Genomic DNA, 24,504 nt, shown 5'->3' on the forward strand with positions numbered 1-24,504 from the left:
TCCTTTATCGAGATCCGTGAGCGGGATCCCGATAATAACCTCAGTTGCCGGCCTGAGCATCCGGGGCGGGTTTCTTGGCCGCAGCTTTGGCAGGCGCTGCCTTGGCTTTCACCGGCGCAGCCTTCTTCACCGGGGCTTTTTTAGCCGCAGGCGCTTTGGCTGCGGAAGCCTTGCTCGCAACGGCTTTCTTGGCCGGTGCAGCCGATTTGGCAGGTGCAGCGGCCTTGGCCGGAGCAGCAACCGGGGCGGGAGCCGGGGCGTTGGCAGTTTGCACGGCCAGCAGGGTCGGCGCTGGCGGCAAGTTGTACTTGGCCATTTGGGCAACCATGGTGTCTTGCGGGGTGAGGATGATTTCAACACGACGGTTCAGGGCACGACCCGGGGCGCTGTCGCTGGCTGCGCGCGGCATGTCGGCGCCCATGCCACGCAGGCTCAGACGGTTACGCTGCAGGCCGCTGAGGCGGAAAATCGCCGCGACCGACTGGGCACGCTGCTGGCTGATCTTGAGGTCGGCATCGCTGGCGACATCGCTGTGGCCCAACACCAGAACGGCGGCGCGCTGGTCGACTTCAACGATCTTGGCCATGCGGCTGATCGGGCCAAGGTTGGTCGGCAGGAGCATTTCCGGACGCTTCGGATTGAAGGTGCTGTCGACGGGCGCGGTCACCACGAGAATGTCGTCACGGCGCTCGAGCTGGAACTGGCTGTCCTTGATCGCTTCGCGCACTTTCGGCTCGTTCAGGTCCAGCCACGCCTGGGTGACCTTGGGGTCGATCTTCGGCAGCACTGGCGCCGCGTCTTTCCTGGCCTCGCTGGCCCCGAACGGCCACCACCACTTGGCGCCGTCATTGGCTTGAGCGACGGCCGGAGCGACAGGCTGGGTTGCAGCGACCTCGGGCTTCTTCTCGGTGACGCCATGGTCCGAACCGAACGGCCAGTACCAACGCGTGCCGGTTTCGGCCTGAGACTTCGCTACCTGCGCCGCCACTGGACTTGGTGCCTGAGTTGCCGGAGCGGCATCCGCACCTTTGCCCGAGCCGAACGACCACCAGTGATCGTTACTGGCTGATTGATCCTGAGGGGTTTGTGCACAGCCGGTGACGGCGAGGCACAGAGCAAATGCGAGACTTTTGTTGGCTGACATGGGTGACCCACACAAATAATTGATCAGAAAATGAACGAAGCAGCGCTCATATAACACGCATAAAGGCGGTTTTGGAAAAAGAAACCGCCCTACGGTTCGGTTAACTAAGATTAACTGACAGTCGGTAGAACAAGCACTTAACGACGAAACTTATTGCAAACACTCACCAAGCACGCGCACCAGGCGTTGGGTGCGAGGATCCATCAGTACATAGGGACCCAGTGTGTTGGTCACGAAGCCAAACGCGACGTCGCGCTCGGGATCGGCGAACCCCACTGAACCGCCCGCCCCAGGGTGGCCAAACGCTTTGGCGCCCAGCCCGAAGGTCGCGTTCGGTACGGTCGGCTGATCAAGCGTGCAGCCCAGGCCAAAGCGGGTCTGGGTGAGGAGTGTCTTGTCCTGGCCGATGCTGTGCTCGCGCGTCAGCTCGTTGAGCAAGTCGCCATCCAAAAGGCTGCCATCGAGCAAGCCGCTGTAGAAGCCGGCCAGACTGCGCGCGTTGCCGTGACCGTTGGCGGCGGGTTGCTGCATGCGCCGCCATTCGGGCTTGTTGGTGCTGGTCATGATCGACGGAGGGTTGGTAAACGCTCTTGCCGTCATGGAGGCGGGCTCGCGCAGGGTGGTCTGCAGCAGGCGTTGCGCGGACTCGTCACCGGTATTGCCCTTGCCCCTGGCGATATGGGCGACCCGGTGAAATTCCTCTTCCGCCAGCCCGACATGAAAATCCAGGCCCAACGGCCGCGAAATCCGCGCCGCAATGGAATCGCCCGGCCCGCGACCATCAGCACGGCGAATCAGCTCACCTACCAGCCAGCCGTAGGTAATCGCCGCGTAACCATGGCCCTGCCCCGGCGTCCACCAGGGCTGTTCGGCCGCCAGCGCGTCGGTCATGGCGTGCCAGTCATAAAGCGCCTCAGCCGGCAACATCTCCCGGATTGCAGGGAGGCCAGCCTGATGACAAAGCAGTTGGCGCAGCGTAATGGACTGTTTGCCATTGGCGGCGAACTCGGGCCAGAGCCGTGCAACCGGTTCATCGAGGTTCAACTTGCCCTCCCCTACCAGCTGCAACGCCGTGACGGCGGTGAACGTCTTGGTACAGGAGAATAGATTGGCAATGGTATCGCTGTGCCAGACTTCACTGCCGTCCTTGTCGGCCGTGCCCGTCCAGACATCCAGCACCGTTTCACCGCCGATCTGCACGCACAACGCACCGCCGCGCTCCTGCGGATCGTCGAACAATGCGGCGAACGCCTCGCGTACCGCTTCAAACTGAAGCTCGAAATGGCCTTGAATCTGCACGGTCTGGCTCTCCGGTCGGGCGGCGAAAAATGGCGGACATTGTTCCAGTGAATGGCGGCTTTGTGAACCGCCCGGCTAAAGCCGCTTGCCGATCACACCCGCCACCTGGGCATTGGCTTTGCGCACAGCCTCCACAAAACCCTGGTAAGGCACATCGGTGATGCCGACGAGGCCCAGGTGCCCGTTTTCGCCATCCAGAAGGCGGCCGGTCACAGGCTGGTCCAAATACTGGAACCAGTGCACGCCGACAATCGAAGGCTCGGCCAGCGCGCTTTTCAGGAAGCCGGCATACGCGGGACCCCGGTCTTCTTCTCGGGGCACTTCGAGAACGCCGCCCCAGAACGGACCACGGTCACGAGAACCAAAGTGGAACTCGGTGACCAGCACAGGCTTGTCCAGCACTCTCAATTTCGCAAAATCCAGCCCATCCTGCGGCTTGAGGGTGTACATATTGAAACTCAGCACATCGCAATACTTCGCACAGGCTTCGATAGCTTCTGGGCTTGTGACGCCGAAACGTCCCCCAAGCAGCATATGGTTGGGCGCGTGCCATTTCAGGGCGTCGGAGATTGTCTTGAAATAGGTCTCTGCGAATATGCGCTGGAAATACCGGAAGTCGTTTTCGATTTCCGGGTGATCCGGGGTCGGTTGCGGCGGCTCAAAACCTGGATCTTCCATCAATTCCCAGGCAGACAGATGAATACCCCACGCTTTGGACAACCCCTCTTCGTTCCGGTACTTGTCGCGCAGTTGCTTGAGAAATGCTCGCTTGGCCGGCACATCGGTGGTCAGCTTCAGCGTGCCGTACGCCAACCCGTAGCGCTCCTTCGGATCATTGCCCGGTGCCGCCCAGGCCAGTTCGTTGTCCGAGAAATAACCGATCAGATAAGGGTCGTCGCGGTGGTCGCGTGCGGCGATGGCAACGGCTCGTTCGGTGGCCATGGCGAAGCGCGGATCGAACGGGTCCGGCATCCCGCCCCACCAGTCCTGACCGGTGCTGATGCTCACGTAATCGCCAACGATGGACAGCGGCAGCGTGTACGGAACGCGGTCTTGCCGGTCGCTTTCCGCGTTTTCCAGCGCGGGCTCGCTCCAGTTGCCGATGGTGTTGAAACCCCAGGCCCGGAGCCGTTGCAGCGTGTGATCGACCCAACGTTGGCTGTCCACAATGGGCGGTTTGCAATCAACCGCTGCTGCCACAGGCTTATCCGTCGCAGGCGCAGGGACGGGTGCGGCCGCGCTTGCCGGGTTGGCAGCGGCGGCTTCTTCATCGTCACGGCTTTCAGCGGGGCTTGGCGCGTCCGCGCATTTGGGCGCGCCATAAGTGCGCTGCAGATTGGCACCATAGAAATCGAACCACCGGCCCTGGTCGAACTGCCGGTTCCGGTTCGCGCCTGTTTCGCGGTTGTCATCACCCTTTCCGAAGAAAACGGCGAGTGGATCGTCGCTGCCGGGCAGGCCGGTGAACATACCTTCGCGGCGTTCGACGTAGGTCTGGCTGTCGTCCAGGGACACGGCATTGACCCCGAGCGAGTAGAAGGGGTGGCCTTCCGGCGTCACCAGAAACCAGCGATCGTCGCGCTTTTCAGTGCGGAAGAACCCCTTCGCTTCAAAGGTCGGGCCGCTGACCAGACCGCCGTATTTATCGTGGGCCGGGCGGTCCCTCAGCCAGGCTTGCAACTGCTGCTGCTCCTTGTCGGCCTGGGACTTGAGTTGATCGTCACTGGCGACCTTCTCAGGCCATTTGCCGCGGGTGAACTGCCCGTAACTGTCGACGAGGTTGCTGTAGGCCGCGGTTTGCATGGCGTTGCCTTCTTGCACGCCGAATTTTTCGATCAGCACGCTCTGCGCAACGTTGGGCTGTGACATCGACACGGTGACCGATGCAACTTCAGCGCTGTTCAACTCACCTTCGGTGTTGGCCAGCAATACCCGCTGCCCCTCGTAGGTCCATGGCATCGGCGGACCGGCGCGCATACCTTGGGTCAGCGGTGAGCTGGCTTTGAGCGGGAGGACCAAGGTTTGTGCAGGGCCGGCGGGCAAATCAATGCGGCTGGTGAGGATTTTGCCGTCACGGCTTTCAATCTGCACATAGAGGGTCAGGGCCCAGTCCATCGCGCTTTGAAGGCGCAGGGTCATCGCGCTGTCCTGACTCCAGTCCCACACACCTGCCTGCGGCGTCAAGCGCAGACTCGGTTTTGCTACCGGATTGAAAATGACGCGGCGCAGCACTTCACCCTCGGCGGTCTGTTCGGCATTGGCCTGCGGAAAACCGGCATCCTGAGTGGTGACTTTGACGACGTCGGCAGGCCGGACGAAGTTGAACAGCGTTTGTTGCACATCGGGCGCGGCGTGGGCCATGCCGACCCACAGCGTGGCAAGAATGGCGGGCAGTGAACGGCGAATCATGTGATCGGAAGCTCCTTGATCGTCTGCGGCCTGACGCGCAACAGGTGATGCGCAGCCAGGCGGACCGGGAAAGCCCGGTCAACCGTGTTCGTTTGCAACGTTTTGTCAGCAACGTTTTATCAACGACACGGCCTCAGGAAATTTCGCGCCGAAATGGCGGCAGTGCATTGAGGATGGCTTTGCCATACCGCTGGGTGACGACGCGGCGATCGAGCAACGTGATGATGCCGCGATCCTGCTCGGTACGCAGCAGACGACCACACGCCTGGATCAGGCGCAACGAAGCGTCGGGGACGGCGATTTCCATGAACGGATTGCCGCCGCGCGCCTCGATCCATTCCGCCAGAGCGGCTTCGACCGGATCGTCGGGCACCGCGAAAGGAATCTTGGCGATCACCACATGCTCACAGTAAGCGCCAGGAAGGTCGACACCTTCGGCGAAGCTGGCCAGCCCGAACAGGACGCTCTCATCGCCGCCGTCCACCCGAGCCTTGTGCTTGTTGAGTGTTTCCTGCTTGGACAGGTTGCCCTGAATGAACACCCGCTTGCGCCAGTCCCGCTCCAGACCGTCGAACACTTCCTGCATCTGCTTGCGTGACGAGAACAGCACCAGGGTGCCTTTGGAGCCTTCAACCAGCCCGGGCAGGTCGCGAATGATCGCCGCCGTGTGTTCAGCGGCATTGCGCGGGTCGGCCTTGAGGTCCGGCACACGCAGCACGCCAGCGTCGGCGTGATGGAACGGGCTTGGCACCACCGCAGTGACAGCGTCTTTGGGTAGCCCGGCACGCATGCGGAAGCGGTCGAACTTGCCGAGGGCCGTGAGCGTCGCCGAGGTCACCAGCGCGCCATAGGCCACGTTCCACAGATTGCGGCGCAGCATTTCGGCCGCGAGTATCGGGCTGGCATTGACCTCGATGTCGAACAACGAGCCGCTGTCGGCCAGGGTCAGCCAACGCGCCATGGGCGGGCTGTTTTCCGGGTCTTCGGCAGTGAATGCCGTCCACAACTCCCAGTTGCCATGAGCGCGAGCCAGCAGGCTGCCGAACAACGGATACCACTCTTCAGCCTGGTGGCTGGCGATGCCGATGTTGACCTCACCGTCCATGCCTTCTTTGAGCAGCTCGGTCAGGCGCGTGAACAGGTCGTCGAGCCGAGCGAAACCTTTTTTCAGCTCGATGCCCATCTCGCGCATGTGTTCGGGGACTACACCGCCAATGAAGCGATGACGCGGACGCTCGCGCCCTTCCATGTCTTCGCCTTGCTTGAAGTCCGCCAGTTGCTCACAGGCGGTGAACATGAACTGCTGCTGGGTCTTGATCTCGCGTGCCAGCTCCGGCACTTGCTCGATCAGCTTGCCCAGATCGCCCGGCAGCGGGTGCTGGGCTAGTAATTTGGTGAGGTTTTTTGCCGTTTGTTCGAGCCAGTCGGCAGTGGAACGCAAACGGCTGAAATGCGCAAAGTGGCCGATGGCTTTGTCGGGCAGGTGATGGCCTTCGTCGAACACATACAGCGTGTCGCGGGGGTCGGGCAGAACCGCACCGCCGCCCAGCGCGAGGTCGGCGAGAACCATGTCGTGGTTGGTGACGATGACGTCGACCTTGCCCATGCCTTCGCGCGCTTTGTAAAAGGCACATTGCTGGAAGTTCGGGCAGTGGCGGTTGGTGCACTGGCTGTGATCGGTGGTCAGGCGCGCCCAGTCCTGGTCGGCCAGCTCCTGGGGCCAGCTGTCGCGGTCGCCGTCCCATTTGTTGCCGGCGAGCTTCTCGATCATCGTCGTGAAGAGCTTCTGGCTGGCCTCGTCGACTTCGATTTTGAAGCCTTCTTCTTCGAACAGCTGCGCGGTTGCGCTCTGGGCGTCGCCTTCCTGCAGCAGCATGTCCAGCTTGGAGAGGCACATGTAGCGACCACGACCCTTGGCCAGCGAGAACGTGAAGTTCAAGCCGCTGTTGCGCATCAGGTCGGGCAGGTCCTTGTAGACGATTTGCTCCTGCAGCGCGACGGTCGCAGTCGCGATCACCAGCCGTTTGCCGGCGGCTTTGGCTGTCGGAATGGCTGCAATCGCGTAGGCCACGGTTTTACCGGTGCCAGTCCCCGCCTCGACCGCCACCACGGCAGGGTCTCCCGAACGGCGGCCTTCTTCGTCGGTGTCGACATCGCCCAGCACCTTGGCCACTTCAGCGATCATCAGACGCTGACCGTAGCGAGGCTTGAGGCTCTTGGCTTCGAGGAAACGCGAGTAGGCGCCCTGAATCTGGGATTTGAGTTCGGTGCTGATCATGGGCTGGGTCGTTGGCTCGGCGTCACGGGTGCTGAATGAAAACACGAAAACCGCTGGATATATCTTCAGTACTCTCGGCGGGCGGCTATCATACCGCGCTAATTCTTTCTGCGCAGATCGGAGTTCTGGATGTCACCTGTAGCCTTTGTCTACGTCTTGCACGTACTGGCAGCGATTGCCTGGGTAGGAGGAATGTTTTTCGCCTGGATGATTCTTCGACCGGCGGTCATCGCAGCCCTGGAGGGCCCGGCCCGGTTGAAGCTGTGGCTGCAGGTTTTGCCACGGTTTTTCGTGTGGGTATGGGCCGCAGTGATCCTGCTGCCGGTCACCGGTATTGGCATGATCAATATGAATTTCAGTGGCTTTCAGACGGCGCCACGCTACGTCCAGGTGATGATGGGGCTGTACGTTGTGATGGTGGCGCTGTTTCTGCGGGCATCGACGCTGAACCTTCCCCAGTTGCGCAAGGCCGTACTGGCCGAGCAATGGGCTGAGGGCGCCGCCGCACTGGGCGGCATCAGACGTCTGGTGGGGATCAATCTGATCGTGGGAATGGCCGTCGTGGCGATTGCTGCCAGCAGGCCCATGTTCTGAGCCATTTGGCCCTACATGAAGCCCCATGCCTTGCGGCCATCACCCGAAGGTAAATGTGCGTTCAGACACAGGGCCACGCCGCGAAGCAGCTATCGCGTGGAGGCGAATCAGAGGTTGCGAACCACAATAGCGCCCGCTGGCCCGACCGCACCAGACTGGCCTTTTTCGCCGTTCTTGCCGGACTTGGCGCCGTCAGCACGGTAGACCACGCAGCCTTTGGACGCGCCGCCTTTGCCACCCCGCCCGCCGTCGCCGCCAACGCCACCGGCACCGCCTTGAACGTTGACCTTTATGCGGTCGTTAGTGAAGGTTGCCGGCAGTTCAAGGCGCACGACGGCACCTGGGGCGCCATCGCGGCCATTGCCGCCATTATCGCCATCGATTCCCCGACTGGCCGAGCCCCATGTGCACCCCGGATCGATGCCATTGCCGCCATCCAGTCCGACGTATCCCGGCGAGCCGGCGCCGCCACGGGCATCGACAAACAGCTGATCGGCATTGAGTTGTTCGATACGCAGGGTCAGGTTACGGCCTGGAGTAGGCGCCTTCTCGAAGGTCCCCGGTGCGCCGCGTGCGGTAATTTCCGCGCCGGTGCCCAGGTCGCCCTGTTTGACTTGCAAGCTGAACGGCTCGGCGCTGGGCACGATGGCGATGCGTGACTCGTGGCCCATGATCAGTTGCCCCACTTTCACCTCAGTGAGCCCTGCCGGAATCAGGAGAGTGCCGTAATCGGCGACTTCGAGTCGGTCCAGTTGCAACACGCTGGTCTTGGAGGGCAGACGCATCAGCGAATGAGACTCAACGGAAATGCTTTGGGCCATGACCCAGGAACTGCTCAGCGCCGACAGCAGAGCCGCCGTCATCAGCATTGCGTTACGCATGATTAACCTCGGCCTGTGGGCGTGCGATGGTGTTCAAGTGGAAAATGCCAAAGAGCAGGATCATCAGGCGGTCCCGCGCCGGGTGTGGCCGGCCGCGCAGGGTGGCATTGAAGCCGATGAGCTCAATGACATGGAGAACAAGCAACAACCCGCCCGCCAGTTTGAACAGTACGTCAAAGGGGTTTGGCATGACGGTGGCAAGGCTGGCAAGCACCAGCAGCCAGAACCCCGTTGTCAGCACTTTCCCTGTTCCCCAAAACACACTCATGCAAGGCCTCTGCTGTTTTATTGATTTTGTGCGGTGAAAAATGATTTGCGCACAGTACGGTGACGCGCGGGACTATGCCAGAGGCAGGTTTCAAAAGTTACAGGTGTTGAATGGATCAAGGGCAAGCAGGCCATGTCGTTGTAGAGGGGGCTTGCTGGCCATCACGAACAAGCACATCTATCTGTGTTGGCAAGTACCGGGTTCGCCAGCAAGCCGGCTCCTACAGGTTCAGTGACAATCAATGGTTCTTGCGGTTGAGATTGCGGTGGCGACCAAGTCGCCGACAATAAAAAGCCCCGGCTGTTGAACCGGGGCTTCTTTCACCGCATCAACCTTGTTTCAACGGTTGATTTTGATCTCAACGCGGCGGTTCAGGGCACGGCCGTCGGCGGTTTTGTTGTCCGCAACCGGACGCGCTTCACCGTCGCCTTCCACGGAAACAAACGAAGCACGCGGGATGCCTGCGCTAACCAGATAATCGGTCACCGACTGCGCGCGTTTCTGCGACAGTTTCTGGTTGTACGCATCGCCGCCGACGCTGTCGGTGTGACCGCTGACATGCAGCTGTACGTTAGGCGCCTCGGTTTTTAGCTTGGTGGCGACCATGTCCAGTTGCTGTTTGTCACCTGCCGTCAGCGTGGCTTTATTGAACTCGAAATGCACATCGCGGATGGTGATGACTTCTTCCTTCGGCAGCACCACCGGCGCGGCAACAGGCTCAGGCGCCGGCGTTACGAGTGGGCAACCGGTTGCATCGACCGGCGTCCCTTTAGGCGTGTCCGGGCACTTGTCCCTGCTATTGAGGACGCCGTCACCGTCATCATCGCCGTCGCCATGCGTCCAGCAATACGCGCCAGCCATGACGCCGACCGCAGCGCCAAAACCTGCCGCCACCGATGCGCTCTGAAAGGCCCCGATCGCTGCGCCGCTCAGCGCACCGCCCGCCGCGCACAGAGGCCAGTCGGTCTTTTGCAAGCCCGCACACCCCGTCAATACACTGGTCACCAAAATCAGAGGTAACGCTGTCCGAATCATGCTCATACAGTTCTTCTCCTTTGGTATCGGCTAAAACCGACTGAAATGCAGTAAAGACGCGTGTGGGGCCGTTCGCCACCCCAATGTGGGCGGCTGTTACGGTATTTACCGCACAATACGGACTCTTCTTGGGGGAATAGCCTTTTGCCTTCACTCCGTACGCTTTGTCACGCCGCGAAATGGAAAAGTTCAGCACTAGGCCATTGGAGTTTTGCGCGCTAACCTTCCCGTCCGACCGAGGACCTCAAATGACCGATCGCTTCTCCAGCCGCACGCCGCAACAGGCCCTGGCCGCTCTGCTCGATCTTTACGCGCCCAAGCGTCTGTTATTGATCGGCGCCGAGCGTTTTCCGGCCCTGCAGGCTTTTTGCGAAGCACATCCTCAGACCGAGCTGGCATGGGCCGCGCCCGGACGTCTACCCGCTGAACTGGCCGGGCAGCGATTCGACCTGGCGCTGGTGGTCGACTGTCTGGAGCACATGCAAAAACGCGGAGGGCTGGAACTGTTGGGCGGCATCCGCAACCTCAATGCCAGCCGCATTGCGGTGTTGGCCGACCTCGATGCCTGCGGCTGGCAGCCCACGGATTTTTATTCGTTGGCGCTGCAGGCCAGCGAACGGTTTTCCCGGGACGAGCAGGTGTTGACGCTGTTCACCTATGATCTGCGGGAATATAAACAGGTGCCGGACTGGTTGAACGCAAAGTTCTGGGCCAACCCGGAGAATTACGGCAAGTACTGGTGGTGAGAGACGCATCATGAGCAGCGCAACATGTCCTTGTGGCAGCGGCAATCTTCTGGACGGCTGCTGCAATCGATATCACGCGGGCTTGCCGGCGCCGTGTGCCGAGGCACTGATGCGTTCGCGCTACAGCGCCTATGTATTGGGGCGGGTGGAGTATCTGCTGGACACCACGCTGCCTGCGCAGAGAGACGGCCTGGATCACGAAGCCATTGCTCAATGGAGCACGCAGAGCACCTGGCTGGGGCTGGACGTTGAGAGCGCCGAGCTGATCGGCGGCCAGCCTGAACATGCCTTCGTGACGTTCACCGCACGCTGGCACGATGCCGAAGGCGAGCATCGGCATCGCGAGCGCTCCGCATTTGTGCAGCATGAAGGGCGCTGGTTTTTCATCGACCCGACGGTGTCGCTCAAGGCGGGCCGTAACGATGCCTGTCCTTGCGGGAGCCGGCAGAAATTCAAGAAATGCTGCTCGGCATATCTCAACTGAGTGGTGATCTGAGCGCCGTATCCGTCATCTACCATCCAAACAGGCGCAGCCTTCAGGCCAGACGGATATGGGAAATGTCCGGCACCCGTACTTGCCGCTCAGCTTTTTCCTGACCCAGCTCGCTCCCGGCAGGTGCAAGGCTAAGTGCCGACAGGTCCAGCTGCGGCGCGCGCGGCGGGGCTTTCGCATCCTGCACGTCCTGACCCGGCTCGGACAGCGTGAAGTCGGGCGCCTCCACATCGACGAAAGCGGCCATGTACACGTCGCGTGGCTTGACTTCGGCTTTACGCGCTGGCGCGGCATCGGTGCGCGGAGCGGTTGCTGATGAGGGCTTGCGTGTCCAGTTGGGCTCATCGGGCGGCGGCGCCAGCTCGACCTCTTCGACCTCCACCTGACCGGGCACTTCCTGTGGTGGCGGGACTGCCTGCGCCATTTGCACAACCTGGGCCGAGGCCCCAGCCCGCTCCAGCGTCGAGCGGTATTTTTCGGCTGCGGCCTCGTCCAGATTGTTTTTCAGCACCAACCGACGACCGGAAAACAATAACGCGATACGCTGGGCGTCGGCCTGAAACAGCTTCGCCATGTTGGCCTTGACCAGATCGGGCTGCGCGCCCGGGACCAGTTGGCCGGAAAATACGATTTCATAGAGCTTCATGGTCAATACTCCTTCGACACATGGCGCGAGTATGGCGCAGGCTGTGTGGAACGGCGAGTCACGCTGACGACTGTCAGACCGGGCAAAAGGGAGCGACCCACGATGTTTGCAGCATACGTCCTCAGAATCGCAGGCCTCTGCGCATTACTTGCGCTGACCGGCTGTTCGACCTGGATAACCGGCGGATTTGAAGACCCTGACGTCAAACTGCTTAAAGTTGAGGTGGTCAAGGCAAAACTCCTGCGCCAGGATTTCAAGCTGCGCCTGAGAGTCGACAATCCGAATGACTCAAGCCTGCTGGTGCGCGGCTTGCGCTACAAGATCATGCTCAACGACATGCTGCTCAGCGAGGGCGTGTACAGCGACTGGTTCATTGTCAAAGCCAACAGCCACAAAAACTTCTCCGTACCGATCCGCGCCAATTTGTGGGAGCACCTCAAGGACATCTCGCGGGTGCTGGGCAAGTCCGGTCAGCCTGTGCATTACCGGCTGGACGGCAAGCTCAAGACCGGATTTTTATTCGGACACAGCGTGCGCATTGGACGCAATGGCGACATAATCCCCGGCGATTTGATTCCGGAGTAACCCCATGAACCAGCAAGCTCACGTGCACGGTCCAGACTGCGACCACGATCACGACCATCACGATCATCATCATGACCACGGCCACGTGCATGGCCCGCATTGCAACCACGCCCCCCAAGAGCCCGTGCGCAACACGCTCAAGGACGTGGGCCGCAACGATCCCTGCCCTTGCGGCAGCGACAAGAAATTCAAGAAATGCCACGGCGCCTGACAGCCCGATCCCTTGCAACGGCCTGAGCTTTCAGGCCGTTTTTGTTTGTGCAACGAACACGCGAAGGGGTAAAACAGCGTCAGCCTCAATGGCAGTCGTGATGACCACACCCGGAGCGCACCATGATCGACCTGCACTACTGGACCACCCCCAACGGCCACAAAGTCTCGATCTTCCTGGAAGAGGCGGGCCTGCCTTACAAGATCTTTGCGGTCAATATCGGCGCGAACGAGCAGTTCGAGCCCGATTTCCTGAAGATATCGCCCAACAACAAAATCCCGGCCATCGTTGATCACGAACCGGCAGACGGCGGCCAGCCGCTGAACCTGTTCGAGTCAGGCGCGATCCTGCTGTATCTGGCGGAAAAGACCGGCCGGTTCATGACCCAGGACCTGCGCGGTCGGCAGGAAACCCTGCAGTGGCTGTTCTGGCAGATGGGCGGCCTGGGACCGATGGCGGGTCAGAACCACCATTTCAACCGGTTTGCCAAAGAGAAGATCCCCTACGCCATCAAACGCTACGTCGACGAAACTGCGCGGCTATACGGCGTTTTGAACGAGCGCCTGGCCGACCGCGCATTTGTGGCGGGTGAGGACTACAGCATTGCGGACATGGCGATCTATCCGTGGATTGTGCCGCATACGTTTCAGCAGCAGGATCTGGATGACTTCCCGCACCTCAAGCGCTGGTTCGAATCGATCGCCAGTCGTGATGCGGTAAAACGCGCCTACGCGCTGGTCGACCAGATCAACCCACCGAAACCCTGACCGCTGAAGGCGTCCGACAGGCGGATAAAGCTACGGGCGCAGGCTTGCTGGCGAAAGCGAGGCTCGACGACTTTGCCAGCCGACGAACACCGACTGTACAGTGCTGCCAACTGACTAATACCCGTTGTAGGAGCCGGCTTGCTGGCGAATGAAGGTTCTACGACTTTGCCGACGGACGAACACCGACTGTACCGCGCTGCCAACTGACGAATACCCGTTGTAGGTGCCAGCATGCTGGCGAACCGCGTAGATCAGTCGCTACTGAGGTGCCTGACACACCCTGTTCGCCAGCAAGCCGGCTCCTACAGATTCGATGCACAGCAAGCCGGCTCCTACAGATTCGACAGCCAGCAAGCCGAGCCCACGGGTTCTGCGGTCTGCTCTCTGCGCTGACGACCGCTCCCCCCCCCCAAATCCCGAAAATAAACTCTCGTCCCCGGCTTGCGTGGCGCTCGACGGCTCACTAACGTAGCGCCCTTTGAACGATCACCCCCGCAGGAGCTACATCATGGCGTCGCCAGCCCTTTCAACGTTGAAAACGCGCGTGAGCGTGGCCGCTGCCATGATCGGTCTGCTAAGCCTGGCGGGTTGCCAGCTCGGGGGTGAAGACCGTGACAGCCTGCCGCCTGCCAGCGGAGTGTTCGCTATTAAAGGTCTGGCGCAGAACGTCTCTATCCGCCGCAATTCACTGGGTATGCCGCTGATTGAAAGCAGCACGTTTCATGACGCGTTGTTTACCCTGGGTTACGTCCACGCCAGCGACCGCATCACGCAAATGATGCAAATGCGTTTGCTGGCTCAGGGCCGGCTGTCGGAAATCGCCGGACCGGGTGCGCTCGATCTCGACCGCATGATGCGCGCCGCCAACCTCAAGCAGACTGCCAGCCAGCTGTACGCCGCTTCCTCGCCGCGCCTGAAACGCTTCTTCGAGGTGTATGCGCGCGGCGTCAACGCCTACCTGTTCCGCTATCGCGACAAGCTGCCGGCCGACCTCGCCGATTCTGGCTACAAGCCCGAGTACTGGAAGCCGGAGGATTCGGCGCTGATTTTCAGCCTGCTCAACTTCAGCCTGTCGGTGAATCTGCAGGAAGAAATCGCCTCGCTGGTGCTGGCACAAAAGGTCGGGGCGGACAAACTGGCCTGGCTGCTGCCCACCTATCCGGACGAAGCGCTGCCTTTCGATGAAGCCGACAAGCTCAAGGGTTTGAACCTGGGCAGCCAATTGCCGGGGCTGAGCGATCTGGACAAGGCGGCGTTGCAGCTCTCCGATCTCAATCTGCTGGGGGTATCGGCGTCGAACAACTGGGTAATTTCGCCGCAGCGCGCCCGCGCCGGCAGGAGCCTGCTGGCCACCGACAGCCAACTGTCGCCCACCCTTCCCTCCATGTGGACCTTCGTGCAGATCCGTTCGCCGAAATACCAGGCCGCCGGCGCAACCGTGGCTGGCCTGCCACTGGTGTTGTCCGGCTTCAACGGCAAGCTGGCCTGGGGCATGGGCCCGGCCATGGGCGACAACCAGGACCTGTTTCTTGAAAAGATCAAACGGGAAAACAACCGCCTGATGGTCATGGCCGACGGCAAATGGGTGGCAGCGGGCGCGCATGAAGAAACCTACTTCGTGAAGGGCCAGAGCCCGGTGCGCGAGCCCGCCTACGAAACCCGGCATGGCCCGTTACTCAACGCAGGCGCCGCGCAACTGGCCAGCGGGCTGGGCATCGCGTTGCAAACGCCGGACGCCAAAGACGACAAAACCCTCGATGCGCTGTTCGATCTGACCCGCGCACCCAACGTGCAGCGGGCGTTCGACACCACCCGTGAGATCCGCGCGATCACCCTGAACATGGTGTTCGCGGATGCGTCGAACACCGGTTGGCAAGTGACCGGCAAATACCCGAACCGTCGTGACGGGCTGGGGCTGATTCCCTCGCCAGGCTGGGACGGCAAGTTCGACTGGGACGGCTATGCCGACGCCATGCTGCATCCGTACGATCAGGATTCGCCGCAAGGCTGGATCGCCACCGCCAACCAGCGCACGATGCCCAAAGGCTATGGCATGCAGCTGTCCAATTCCTGGGACTATCCTGAGCGTGCAGAACGGATCGCCGAGCTGGCCAACGCTGGCAAGCAAGACACGCGCAGCACCGTGGCCATGCAATATGACCAAACGACAACCTTCGCCGCGAAGCTTAAAAAAATGTTCGCCGCGCCCGGCATGTCAGCCCCTTTGAAGCAGGCCATCGACGCACTGCCATCGGCAGATCGGGACAAGGCGCGTGAAGCATTGAGCCGTCTGATGGCGTTCGACGGCAGGCTGTCGCCGGGATCGGCTGATGCCGCCGTCTATGAGCTGTTCCTGCAGGAAAGCGCGCGACAAACCTTCCTCGACGAACTGGGCCCGGAAACCAGCCCGGCCTGGAAAGCGCTGGTGCAAAACGCAGACCTGTCCTACTCACCCCAGGCCGATCACCTGCTGGGCCGCGAAGACAGTCCGTACTGGGACGACGTGAAAACGCCGCAAAAAGAAGACAAGCCCGCCATCCTGGCGCGCAGCCTGGCCGCCGCAATCTCCACAGGGGACAGCCAGCTGGGTGCCGATCACAAGGCTTGGCAGTGGGGCAAGCTGCATCAAACCGTGTGGACCTCGCAAAGCGCGCAGCTGAGCGCCGCGTTGGGTGGCAGCAAGGCCGGCGCAGTCAAAGGCCCCGTGGCCAGCGGCGGTGACCACACCACGCTCAACGCCTCGGGCTTCCACTGGGGCCAGGACTTCAACGCCGCGGTCGTTCCGGCGATGCGCATGATCGTCGACTTCGCCCAACAAGAGCCCATGATGGCGCAGAACGCCGCCGGCCAATCCGGCAACCCTGCCAGCCCGTACTACGCCAACGGCATAGACCCGTGGATGAAAGGCCTGTACATGTCTGTGCCGATGCAACCGGAAAACTTCGAAAAAGCCTACGGCAAACAGCGCCTGACACTGACGCCCGGAAAGTAAGCAGCACTTACTGGGTTGCCGGGGTCAGCGAGATCCTGCGCAATGACGCAGAGCGTCTCGGGATGCATTCCCACGCAGAGCGTGGGAACGATCAAGCGCTAAACGCCGCCCCATTACGCGGAGGGCCCCGTGGCAGCTGGCGGCTCGATGGCAAAAGCGTTGGATCAGAAACATCTAGCGTCAATGACAGACCGCGTTCGCCAGCAAGCCGGCTCCTACAGTGAATGCGCATGCAGTCAGTGGGACCGGCTTCAGCCGGGAAGCTTTTGATCTCCTGCACGCCCTTGATCCGCTCTAGGCTTTTGATCTGCTCCAGGCTTTTGATCTGCTCCACGTCCTTGATTTGATCCACGCTTTTGATCTGCTCCACGCCCTTGATCTTCAAACACAAAAAGCTCAGACGACACCCATCGCGACTTGGGTGCAGGCTGAACGCAGGTTTTGCGCAGTGGGCCGAGCCGCATGGATGCGGCGAGAGCGCCGTCAGGACATGGATGTCCGTTCGGCGCGGGCCCACGGAGCAAGACCGGAGTGAAGGAACCCGACGAAGTCGGGCCAAACCAGGAGCAGGCACCCTTGGTTACTTGGGGTGCCTTTCCAAGTAACTCGCCGAAGGCGAAACAGTCGAGCCTTTAGGCCGACGCTCTTGATCTCCATTCGGATCACCCGAGATGCCGGATAAACACGCAGCTACACGAAGCACCCCGACCGAACTTCCACCCCCGCCCACCGCTCTACCAAGACAAGCCCCCAAACCCGGTCACCCCATGGATCTTGTCATTGCCCGCCCCGAAGGCCTTTACTGCCCGCCCGGTGATTTCTACATCGATCCGTGGCGCCCGGTCGAACGCTCCGTCATCACCCACGCCCACGGCGACCACGCCCGAACCGGCAACCAGCACTACCTCGCCGCCGCGCCCGGCGAAGGCATATTGCGCTCCCGACTGGGCCAGGACATCAACCTTCAAACCCTCGCCTACGGCGAAAGCATCACCCACCACGGCGTCAAACTCAGCCTCCACCCGGCCGGCCACGTACTCGGTTCCGCCCAGGTTCGCCTCGAATACCAGGGCGAAGTCTGGGTTGCCTCAGGCGACTACAAAGTCGAACCCGACGGCACCTGCGAGCCCTTCGAGCCAGTGCGCTGTCACACCTTCATCACGGAATCCACCTTCGGCCTGCCCATCTATAAATGGCAGCCGCAATCGGAAATCTTCGCCGGCGTCAACGAATGGTGGCGCGCCAATGCCGCCGCCGGCAAAGCCAGCGTCCTGTTCGCTTATTCATTCGGCAAAGCCCAGCGCATCCTCCACGGCATCGACCCCAGCATCGGCCCGATTCTGGTCCACGGCGCCGTCGAACCCCTGAACCGCGTATACCGCGAAGCCGGCGTGCGCATCCCGGAAACCCAGTACGCCGGCGATTTCAAAAAAACCGACCCGGCATTGCGCAGCGCCCTCATCGTCGCCCCGCCCTCTGCCGGAGGCAGCACCTGGATGCGCCGTTTCGGCGAGTTCAGCGACGCCTTTGCCAGCGGCTGGATGATGCTGCGCGGCACGCGCCGTCGGCGCGGCGTGGACCGGGGCTTCGCGCTCTCGGATCACGCCGACTGGCCCGGCTTGTTGTGGGCCATCGAAAACACGGGCGCCGAGCGCGTGATGGTGACCCACGGATCGGTCGCGGTACTGGTGCGCTACCTGCGCGAACAAGGCCTGGATGCGCAGGGCTTCACCACCGAGTACGGCGATGAAGAAGACGATGCGGCAGCCAAATCTGAACCGGCAGAAGAGGCCGCCTCATGAAGGCCTTCGCCGAGCTGTATTCGGACCTCGACGCCACCACCTCCAGCAACGCCAAGCTGGCCGCGATGCAGGCTTACTTCAGCCAGGCCGCTCCCGAAGACGCCGCGTGGGCGGTGTATTTCCTGGCCGGCGGACGCCCACGGCAACTGGTGCCGACGCGCATGCTGCGTGAGCAGGCGCTGTTGCTGTCCGGCCTGCCGGAATGGCTGTTCGAGGAGAGTTACCAGGCGGTAGGCGATTTGGCGGAGACGTTATCGCTGCTGCTGCCCAAAGCCGAGCACAGCTCCGAAGAGGGCCTGGCCAGCTGGATGGAAAATCACCTGTTGCCCCTGCGCGGCTTGCCCCCCGAAGAGTTGCTCGCACGCTTGCCCACGTTCTGGTCGCAGCTGGACCCGCAAAGCCTGATGGTCTGCCTGAAGCTGATCACCGGCAGTTTCAGGGTCGGGGTCTCTAAGCTGTTGGTCACCCGAGCCCTTGCCGCCTTGGCGGACATTGACAGCAAGCGCGTGGCCCAACGACTAGTGGGGTATACCGACCTCTCGCACCGGCCCAGCGCTGAAGGCTATCTCAAATTGATCGCCGAGGAATCAGCTGACGAACATGCGCAACGGGGCGGCCAGCCCTACCCTTTCTTTCTTGCCCATTCCCTGCAGCAACCGGTGGACCAATTCGAGAACCTGCTGGGCGCTGCCGAGAACTGGCAGGTGGAGTGGAAGTGGGACGGCATTCGTGCACAAGTGGTCAAGCGTGAAGGTCGGTTGTGGATATGGTCTCGGGGCGAAGAATTGGTTACGGATCGCTTCCCGGAGTTGCATAGCCTCGCCCAGTGCCTGCCTGACGGAACAGTGATCGACGGCGAAATCGTGGTGTGGAAAGCCGCAGCACCGGCGGACGCCGAAGACAGCGATTTTGCACTGCAAACCCCCGCCCCCGGAACGCCCGGTGAAGCGACCCCGTCGGTTCAGCCGTTCGCCCTGTTGCAGCAGCGCATTGGCCGCAAAACCCTGGGCAAGAAAATTCTGGAAGACGTGCCGGTCGTGGTACTGGCTTACGACCTGCTGGAATGGGAAGGCCACGACTGGCGCAGTCGCCCGCAGCATGAACGTCGCACCCAGATGGAGAAGGTCATCGCCGACGCTCAAAGCCCGGTGCTGATGCCCTCGCCCGTGCTGACCGGCACTGACTGGCTCGATCTCGGCCGGCAACGCGAGGCGTCCAGAAGCCTTGGCGTGGAAGGCATGATGCTCAAAGCGCGGGATTCACTGTACGGCGTGGGCCGCACCAAAGACATGGGCGTGTGGTGGAAGTGGAAGATCGATCCGTTCAGCGTCGACGCCGTCCTCATCTACGCGCAACGCGGTCATGGGCGACGCGCCAGCCTGTACAGCGATTACACCTTCGCGGTGTGGGACGGGCCGCCAGAGTCCAGTGAACGCACGCTCGTCCCCTTCGCCAAGGCTTATTCCGGGCTGACCGATGAAGAGATGCGCAAAGTGGACGCGATCATTCGTAAAACTACTGTGGACAAGTTCGGCCCCGTGCGCAGCGTGACCCCCACCCTGGTATTCGAACTGGGCTTCGAGGGCATCGCTTTGTCGAAGCGGCACAAGAGCGGCATTGCCGTGAGATTCCCCAGAATGCTCCGCTGGCGGCTCGACAAGCCGGTCGCTGAAGCGGACAGTCTGGCGACCCTTCAGGACCTGTTGGCCTGAGCCCCGTTGCAGTGCGCCGGCCAGCCCCCGCCTTGCCGAAAATGCGCTGATTTGGGGCGCCTAAAATCCCTGGTGCTCCAATGCTTCGGGCTGGCAGGCGTTTCCAATCGCTACCGGATCAAACTCAGCGCCGTCGACACCCTCCAATCTGCAACTTTTTCGCCCACTCTCAACAAGATACGGCTACTCTGCGGTGGCCTGCGAGGCCGTAAACACAGACAAAAGATGGCCCAAAGTCATCATTGCGACAAGTCCGTACATTTAAAACGCGTGTTTGTTTGATTGGTTCGGAAATTGCTGTCTATTTGCGGTCTGGCTCTTGCCGGTAGCAAGCCTTCGCGTGTTCCCAACGCTCAATTTGGTTTTAAGGACTGAACGATGAAAAAAGCATGGCTGACCCTTTCCGCACTCGCCATCTGTCTGGCCGCCGGTAACGCAATGGCCAAGGAATACAAGGAGCTGCGTTTCGGCGTCGATCCTTCCTACGCACCATTCGAATCCAAAGCCGCCGATGGCAGCCTGGTGGGCTTCGATATCGATCTGGGCAACGCGATCTGTGCTGAACTGAAGGTCAAGTGCAAGTGGGTCGAAAGCGATTTCGACGGCATGATCCCGGGCCTGAAGGCCAAGAAGTTCGACGGCGTTATTTCGTCCATGACCGTGACCCCGGCGCGCGAGAAAGTCATCGACTTCTCCAACGAGCTGTTCTCCGGCCCGACTTCGCTGGTGTACAAGAAAGGCTCCGGCCTGAGCGCTGACACCGCATCGCTCAAAGGCAAGACCGTTGGTTACGAGCAAGGCACTATCCAGGAAGCCTATGCCAAGGCCGTTCTGGACAAGGCTGGCGTGAAAACCCAGGCTTATGCCAACCAGGACCAAGTGTATGCCGACCTCGTTTCGGGTCGTCTGGACGCCTCGGTGCAAGACATGCTGCAAGCCGAACTGGGCTTCCTGAAGTCGCCACAGGGCGGCGACTACGAAGTCAGCCAGCCAATCGACGACCCACTGCTGCCAGCCAAAACGGCGATCGGCATCTCCAAAGGTGACAAGGAGCTGAAAGCGCTTTTGGACAAGGGCATCAAGGCGTTGCACGATGACGGCAAATACGCCGAGATCCAGAAGAAACACTTCGGCGATCTGAATCTGTACAGCGGTAAATAAGAAAACAAACGCCCGTCAATTTCAGCCAGAATCCGCCGCTGAAGTTCACGGGCGTTTTTATTGACTGTATAGGTTGCACATGTTCGAAACTCTCCTGCAAAACCTGGGACTGTCAGCATTCAGCCTGAAAGGCTTCGGCCCGCTGCTGCTGGAAGGCACCTGGATGACCGTCAAATTATCGGTAATGTCGCTGCTGCTGGCCATCGTGCTTGGCCTGCTGGGCGCCAGTGCCAAACTGTCGAAAGCCGCCGTGCTGCGCGTTCCGGCCCAGATCTACACCACGCTGATCCGTGGCGTGCCGGACCTGGTGCTGATGCTGCTGATCTTCTACAGCCTGCAAACCTGGCTGACCACGCTGACTGAAGCGATGGAATGGGATTACATCGAGATCGACCCTTTCTCTGCCGGCGTCATCACGCTGGGCTTCATCTACGGCGCCTACTTCACCGAGACGTTCCGGGGTGCGATTCTCGCCGTCCCTCGCGGTCAGGTCGAAGCCGCAACCGCCTACGGGCTCAGCCGCTCACAACGGTTTCGCATGGTGGTGTTCCCGCAAATGATGCGCTTCGCCCTGCCCGGCATCGGCAACAACTGGCAGGTGGTGCTCAAAGCAACGGCGCTGGTGTCGATCATCGGCTTGGCCGATCTGGTCAAAGCTGCCCAGGACGCGGGTAAAAGCACCTATCAACTGTTCTATTTCCTGGTACTCGCCGCACTGATCTATCTGGTCATCACCAGCGTGTCCAACTTCGCCCTGCGCTGGGCCGAACGGCGTTATGCCGCTGGCAGCCGGGAGGCTCAACGATGATCGAATTGCTGCAGGAATACTGGCGCGCCTTCCTTTATACGGACGGCCAGAACATCACCGGTCTGGCCATGACGATGTGGCTACTCAGCGCATCCATCGCCATCGGCTTCATTGTTTCGATTCCGCTGTCCATCGCCCGTGTGTCGCGCAACCCCATGGTGCGCTGGCCGGTGCAGTTCTACACCTACCTGTTTCGCGGGACTCCGCTCTATATTCAGTTGCTGATCTGCTACACCGGCATCTACAGCATCGCCGCCGTGCGCGAACAGCCAATGCTCGGCGCGTTCTTCCGCGACGCAATGAACTGCACCATTCTGGCTTTCGCCTTGAACACCTGCGCCTATACCACCGAGATCTTCGCCGGTGCAATTCGCAGCATGAACCACGGCGAGGTCGAGGCGGCCAAGGCTTACGGGCTGACCGGCTGGCGCTTGTACACCTACGTGATCATGCCGTCGGCACTGCGCCGCTCGCTGCCTTATTACAGCAACGAAGTGATCCTGATGCTGCACTCGACCACGGTCGCCTTCACCGCCACCGTGCCGGACATCCTCAAGGTGGCGCGCGACGCCAACTCGGCGACCTTCCTGACGTTCCAGTCGTTCGGTATCGCCGCGCTGATCTACCTGACCGTCACGTTCATTCTGGTGGGCCTGTTCCGACTGGCTGAACGCCGCTGGCTGGCTTTCCTCGGGCCGACTCACTAGGAATCACGTATGCGACACCAGACCCATGATCTGCTGGCACCCGTGCCGGGCACCGCGCGGCAGATCCACAGTTTCCATTACGGCCCTGAAAACGGCGCCGGCAAGGTTTACATCCAGTCCTCACTGCACGCCGATGAACTGCCCGGCATGCTGGTGGCCTGGTATCTGAAACAGCGCCTGGCCGAGCTGGAAAACGCCGGGCAGTTGCTGGGTGAAGTAGTGGTTGTTCCGGTCGCCAATCCCGTCGGGCTGGAACAGGTGCTGATGGACATACCGCTGGGCCGTTATGAGCTGGAGAGCGGGCAGAACTTCAACCGCCGCTTCGTCGACCTCGGCCAGCAAGTGGGCGATGAAGTCGAAGCGCTGCTGACGGATGACCCCAAGGCCAACGTCGCGCTGATTCGCAACGCGCTGCTGACGGCATTGAACGCCTGTGTCGGCAGCACCCAGCTTGAATCCCAACGCCTGATCCTGCAGCGCCTTGCCTGCGACGCCGATGTGGTGCTGGATCTGCATTGCGATTTTGAGTCCGTCGAGCATCTCTACACCACGCCCGAAGCCTGGCCGCAGGTCGAGCCGCTGTCGCGTTATCTCGGCGCACAGGCGAGCCTGCTGGCGACAGACTCCGGCGGGCAGTCATTTGACGAGTGCTTCACGCTGGTGTGGTGGCAACTGCAGCAGCGCTTTGGCAAACGCTTTCCGATTCCTTTAGGCAACTTTTCGGTGACCCTGGAGCTGCGCGGCCAGGGCGACGTCAACCACGCCCTTGCCAGTCGGGATTGTCAGGCGATCATCAGCTTCCTGATGCACCAGGGCACCATCGCCGGCGAGCCGGCCGAGCTGCCCGAGCTCATTTACCCGGCGACGCCGCTAGCCGGCGTCGAGCCGGTCACCACCCCCGTAGGCGGTCTGCTGGTGTTCTGCACCGCGCCCGGCGAACACGTCGAAGCGGGGCAATTGATCGCCGAGGTCATCGACCCGATCAGCGACGCGGTGACCCCGATCCACACGGCCAACGACGGCCTTATGTACGCCCGCTCATTGCGACGCATGGCGACCGCCGGCATGGTGATTGCCCATGTCGCCGGCACCGAAGCCTACCGCAGCGGCTACTTACTTTCTCCTTGAGGACTGCCCTTCATGTACAAACTGACCATCGATGGCCTGCATAAAAGCTACGGTGACCACGAGGTGCTCAAAGGGGTGTCGCTCAAAGCCAGCGTCGGCGACGTCATCTGTCTGATCGGCGCCAGCGGCTCGGGTAAAAGTACCTTCCTGCGCTGCATCAATTTTCTTGAACAACCCAACGATGGCGCCATGAGCCTGGACGGCCAGCCGGTTCGAATGGTCAGCGACGCTGGCGGCATGCGCGTGGCCGATCCGGCCGAACTGCAGCGTATTCGTACACGGCTGGCGATGGTGTTCCAGCACTTCAATCTGTGGAGCCACATGACGGTGCTGGAAAACATCACCATGGCCCCGCGCCGGGTGCTGGGCGTGTCGAAGGTCGAAGCTGAGGCCCGCGCGCGCAAGTACCTGGACAAGGTCGGCCTGCCTGCACGGGTCGCTGATCAATACCCTGCGTTTCTGTCCGGTGGCCAGCAGCAGCGCGTCGCCATTGCCCGCGCACTGGCGATGGAACCGGAAATCATGCTGTTCGACGAGCCCACCTCGGCCCTCGACCCGGAACTGGTCGGCGAAGTATTGAAGGTGATCCAGGGCCTGGCTGAAGAAGGCCGGACCATGATCCTGGTGACCCACGAAATGGGCTTCGCACGCAAAGTGGCCAACCAGGTGGTGTTTCTGCACCAGGGGCAAATTGAAGAAATGGGCCACCCGGACGACGTACTGGGCAGCCCGAAAAGCGAGCGCTTGCAGCAGTTTTTGAGCGGGAATTTGAAGTAACAGCCTGCTGTTAAGCCGCAGGCTGGACACCCCGCTTTGTACAGAAATACGCACACGTGTG

Annotated in this window: 23 protein-coding genes; 14 read left to right on the plus strand and 9 right to left on the minus strand. The window is 61.2% G+C overall.

Features of this window, described 5'->3' with window-relative positions; genetic code table 11:
- Positions 1–40: 40 nt before the first annotated feature.
- The 4 genes from LT42_RS10700 to dinG all read right to left on the minus strand — a co-directional run bounded on the left by LT42_RS10700 (position 41) and on the right by dinG (position 7,130).
- Positions 41–1,144, minus strand: coding sequence for an OmpA family protein (locus tag LT42_RS10700; protein WP_037012229.1), 1,104 nt, complete (start codon positions 1,142–1,144; stop codon positions 41–43).
- Positions 1,145–1,294: 150 nt separating this feature from the next.
- A complete protein-coding gene (locus LT42_RS10705) occupies positions 1,295–2,443 on the minus strand; it encodes an EstA family serine hydrolase (protein WP_037012232.1) in 1,149 nt (382 codons plus the stop codon).
- Positions 2,444–2,518: 75 nt separating this feature from the next.
- Positions 2,519–4,852, minus strand: a complete 2,334-nt coding sequence (locus tag LT42_RS10710; RefSeq protein ID WP_052075223.1) for a beta-galactosidase — start codon at positions 4,850–4,852, stop codon at positions 2,519–2,521.
- Between the two features lie 133 nt (positions 4,853–4,985).
- Positions 4,986–7,130, minus strand: coding sequence for an ATP-dependent DNA helicase DinG (gene dinG / locus LT42_RS10715; protein ID WP_037012234.1), 2,145 nt, complete (start codon positions 7,128–7,130; stop codon positions 4,986–4,988).
- A 129-nt stretch (positions 7,131–7,259) separates the two neighbouring features.
- Here dinG and LT42_RS10720 point away from each other — a divergent pair, with 129 nt between their 5' ends.
- Positions 7,260–7,724, plus strand: a complete 465-nt coding sequence (locus tag LT42_RS10720; protein WP_037012236.1) for a CopD family protein — start codon at positions 7,260–7,262, stop codon at positions 7,722–7,724.
- 107 nt (positions 7,725–7,831) lie between these two features.
- Here LT42_RS10720 and LT42_RS10725 read toward each other — a convergent pair whose 3' ends face one another.
- The 3 genes from LT42_RS10725 to LT42_RS10735 all read right to left on the minus strand — a co-directional run bounded on the left by LT42_RS10725 (position 7,832) and on the right by LT42_RS10735 (position 9,914).
- Positions 7,832–8,590, minus strand: coding sequence for a collagen-like protein (locus LT42_RS10725; RefSeq protein ID WP_420806900.1), 759 nt, complete (start codon positions 8,588–8,590; stop codon positions 7,832–7,834).
- 7 nt (positions 8,591–8,597) lie between these two features.
- Positions 8,598–8,873, minus strand: coding sequence for a DUF1145 domain-containing protein (locus tag LT42_RS10730; protein ID WP_037012237.1), 276 nt, complete (start codon positions 8,871–8,873; stop codon positions 8,598–8,600).
- Between the two features lie 339 nt (positions 8,874–9,212).
- Positions 9,213–9,914: a PA1041 family peptidoglycan-binding anchor lipoprotein gene (locus tag LT42_RS10735; protein ID WP_037012239.1), complete on the minus strand. Its 702-nt coding sequence runs from the start codon at positions 9,912–9,914 to the stop codon at positions 9,213–9,215.
- A 242-nt stretch (positions 9,915–10,156) separates the two neighbouring features.
- On the opposite strand from LT42_RS10735, the gene LT42_RS10740 reads away from it, so the two are divergent.
- Both LT42_RS10740 and LT42_RS10745 read left to right on the plus strand, forming a co-directional pair.
- A complete protein-coding gene (locus LT42_RS10740) occupies positions 10,157–10,654 on the plus strand; it encodes a DUF6231 family protein (RefSeq protein ID WP_037012241.1) in 498 nt (165 codons plus the stop codon).
- 10 nt (positions 10,655–10,664) lie between these two features.
- Entirely contained in the window at positions 10,665–11,138 is a 474-nt protein-coding gene (locus LT42_RS10745) for a YchJ family protein (RefSeq protein WP_037012242.1), read from the plus strand.
- Between the two features lie 52 nt (positions 11,139–11,190).
- Here the strand turns inward: LT42_RS10745 and LT42_RS10750 are convergent, their stop codons facing one another.
- Positions 11,191–11,793, minus strand: coding sequence for a hypothetical protein (locus tag LT42_RS10750; protein WP_037012243.1), 603 nt, complete (start codon positions 11,791–11,793; stop codon positions 11,191–11,193).
- A gap of 102 nt (positions 11,794–11,895) precedes the next feature.
- Here LT42_RS10750 and LT42_RS10755 point away from each other — a divergent pair, with 102 nt between their 5' ends.
- The 4 genes from LT42_RS10755 (at position 11,896) to LT42_RS10770 (ending at position 16,348) form a co-directional block, all read left to right on the plus strand.
- Positions 11,896–12,378, plus strand: a complete 483-nt coding sequence (locus LT42_RS10755) for an LEA/WHy family protein (protein WP_037012246.1) — start codon at positions 11,896–11,898, stop codon at positions 12,376–12,378.
- Positions 12,379–12,382: 4 nt separating this feature from the next.
- Positions 12,383–12,589: an SEC-C metal-binding domain-containing protein gene (locus LT42_RS10760; protein WP_037012248.1), complete on the plus strand. Its 207-nt coding sequence runs from the start codon at positions 12,383–12,385 to the stop codon at positions 12,587–12,589.
- 122 nt (positions 12,590–12,711) lie between these two features.
- Entirely contained in the window at positions 12,712–13,356 is a 645-nt protein-coding gene (locus LT42_RS10765) for a glutathione binding-like protein (RefSeq protein WP_037012250.1), read from the plus strand.
- Positions 13,357–13,864: 508 nt separating this feature from the next.
- A complete protein-coding gene (locus LT42_RS10770) occupies positions 13,865–16,348 on the plus strand; it encodes a penicillin acylase family protein (RefSeq protein ID WP_037012252.1) in 2,484 nt (827 codons plus the stop codon).
- A gap of 91 nt (positions 16,349–16,439) precedes the next feature.
- Here the strand turns inward: LT42_RS10770 and LT42_RS10775 are convergent, their stop codons facing one another.
- Entirely contained in the window at positions 16,440–16,718 is a 279-nt protein-coding gene (locus tag LT42_RS10775) for a hypothetical protein (RefSeq protein WP_152597624.1), read from the minus strand.
- Between the two features lie 397 nt (positions 16,719–17,115).
- Between LT42_RS10775 and LT42_RS10780 the strand changes: the two genes are divergently transcribed.
- The 7 genes from LT42_RS10780 (at position 17,116) to LT42_RS10810 (ending at position 24,443) form a co-directional block, all read left to right on the plus strand.
- Positions 17,116–18,150, plus strand: coding sequence for a ligase-associated DNA damage response exonuclease (locus LT42_RS10780; RefSeq protein ID WP_037012256.1), 1,035 nt, complete (start codon positions 17,116–17,118; stop codon positions 18,148–18,150).
- Complete coding sequence (locus LT42_RS10785; RefSeq protein WP_037012258.1) at positions 18,147–19,862, plus strand: ATP-dependent DNA ligase; 1,716 nt, start codon at positions 18,147–18,149, stop codon at positions 19,860–19,862. Before LT42_RS10780 ends, LT42_RS10785 begins: the two co-directional genes overlap by 4 nt.
- A 378-nt stretch (positions 19,863–20,240) precedes the next feature.
- Entirely contained in the window at positions 20,241–21,023 is a 783-nt protein-coding gene (locus tag LT42_RS10790) for a transporter substrate-binding domain-containing protein (protein ID WP_037012260.1), read from the plus strand.
- Between the two features lie 79 nt (positions 21,024–21,102).
- Positions 21,103–21,831 carry an ABC transporter permease gene (locus tag LT42_RS10795; RefSeq protein WP_037012262.1) on the plus strand — a complete coding sequence of 243 codons (729 nt, stop codon included), beginning with the start codon at positions 21,103–21,105 and terminating at the stop codon, positions 21,829–21,831.
- Positions 21,828–22,538, plus strand: a complete 711-nt coding sequence (locus LT42_RS10800) for an ABC transporter permease (RefSeq protein ID WP_037012264.1) — start codon at positions 21,828–21,830, stop codon at positions 22,536–22,538. The genes LT42_RS10795 and LT42_RS10800 overlap by 4 nt, the downstream gene beginning before the upstream one ends.
- Before the next feature lie 9 nt (positions 22,539–22,547).
- Entirely contained in the window at positions 22,548–23,666 is a 1,119-nt protein-coding gene (locus LT42_RS10805) for a succinylglutamate desuccinylase/aspartoacylase family protein (protein ID WP_037012266.1), read from the plus strand.
- Positions 23,667–23,678: 12 nt separating this feature from the next.
- On the plus strand, positions 23,679–24,443 hold the full coding sequence (locus LT42_RS10810; protein ID WP_037012269.1) for an ABC transporter ATP-binding protein: 765 nt from the start codon (positions 23,679–23,681) through the stop codon (positions 24,441–24,443).
- Positions 24,444–24,504 lie beyond the last annotated feature (61 nt).

Source organism: Pseudomonas lutea (genome assembly GCF_000759445.1).
GTDB classification, from domain to species: Bacteria; Pseudomonadota; Gammaproteobacteria; order Pseudomonadales; family Pseudomonadaceae; genus Aquipseudomonas; species Aquipseudomonas lutea.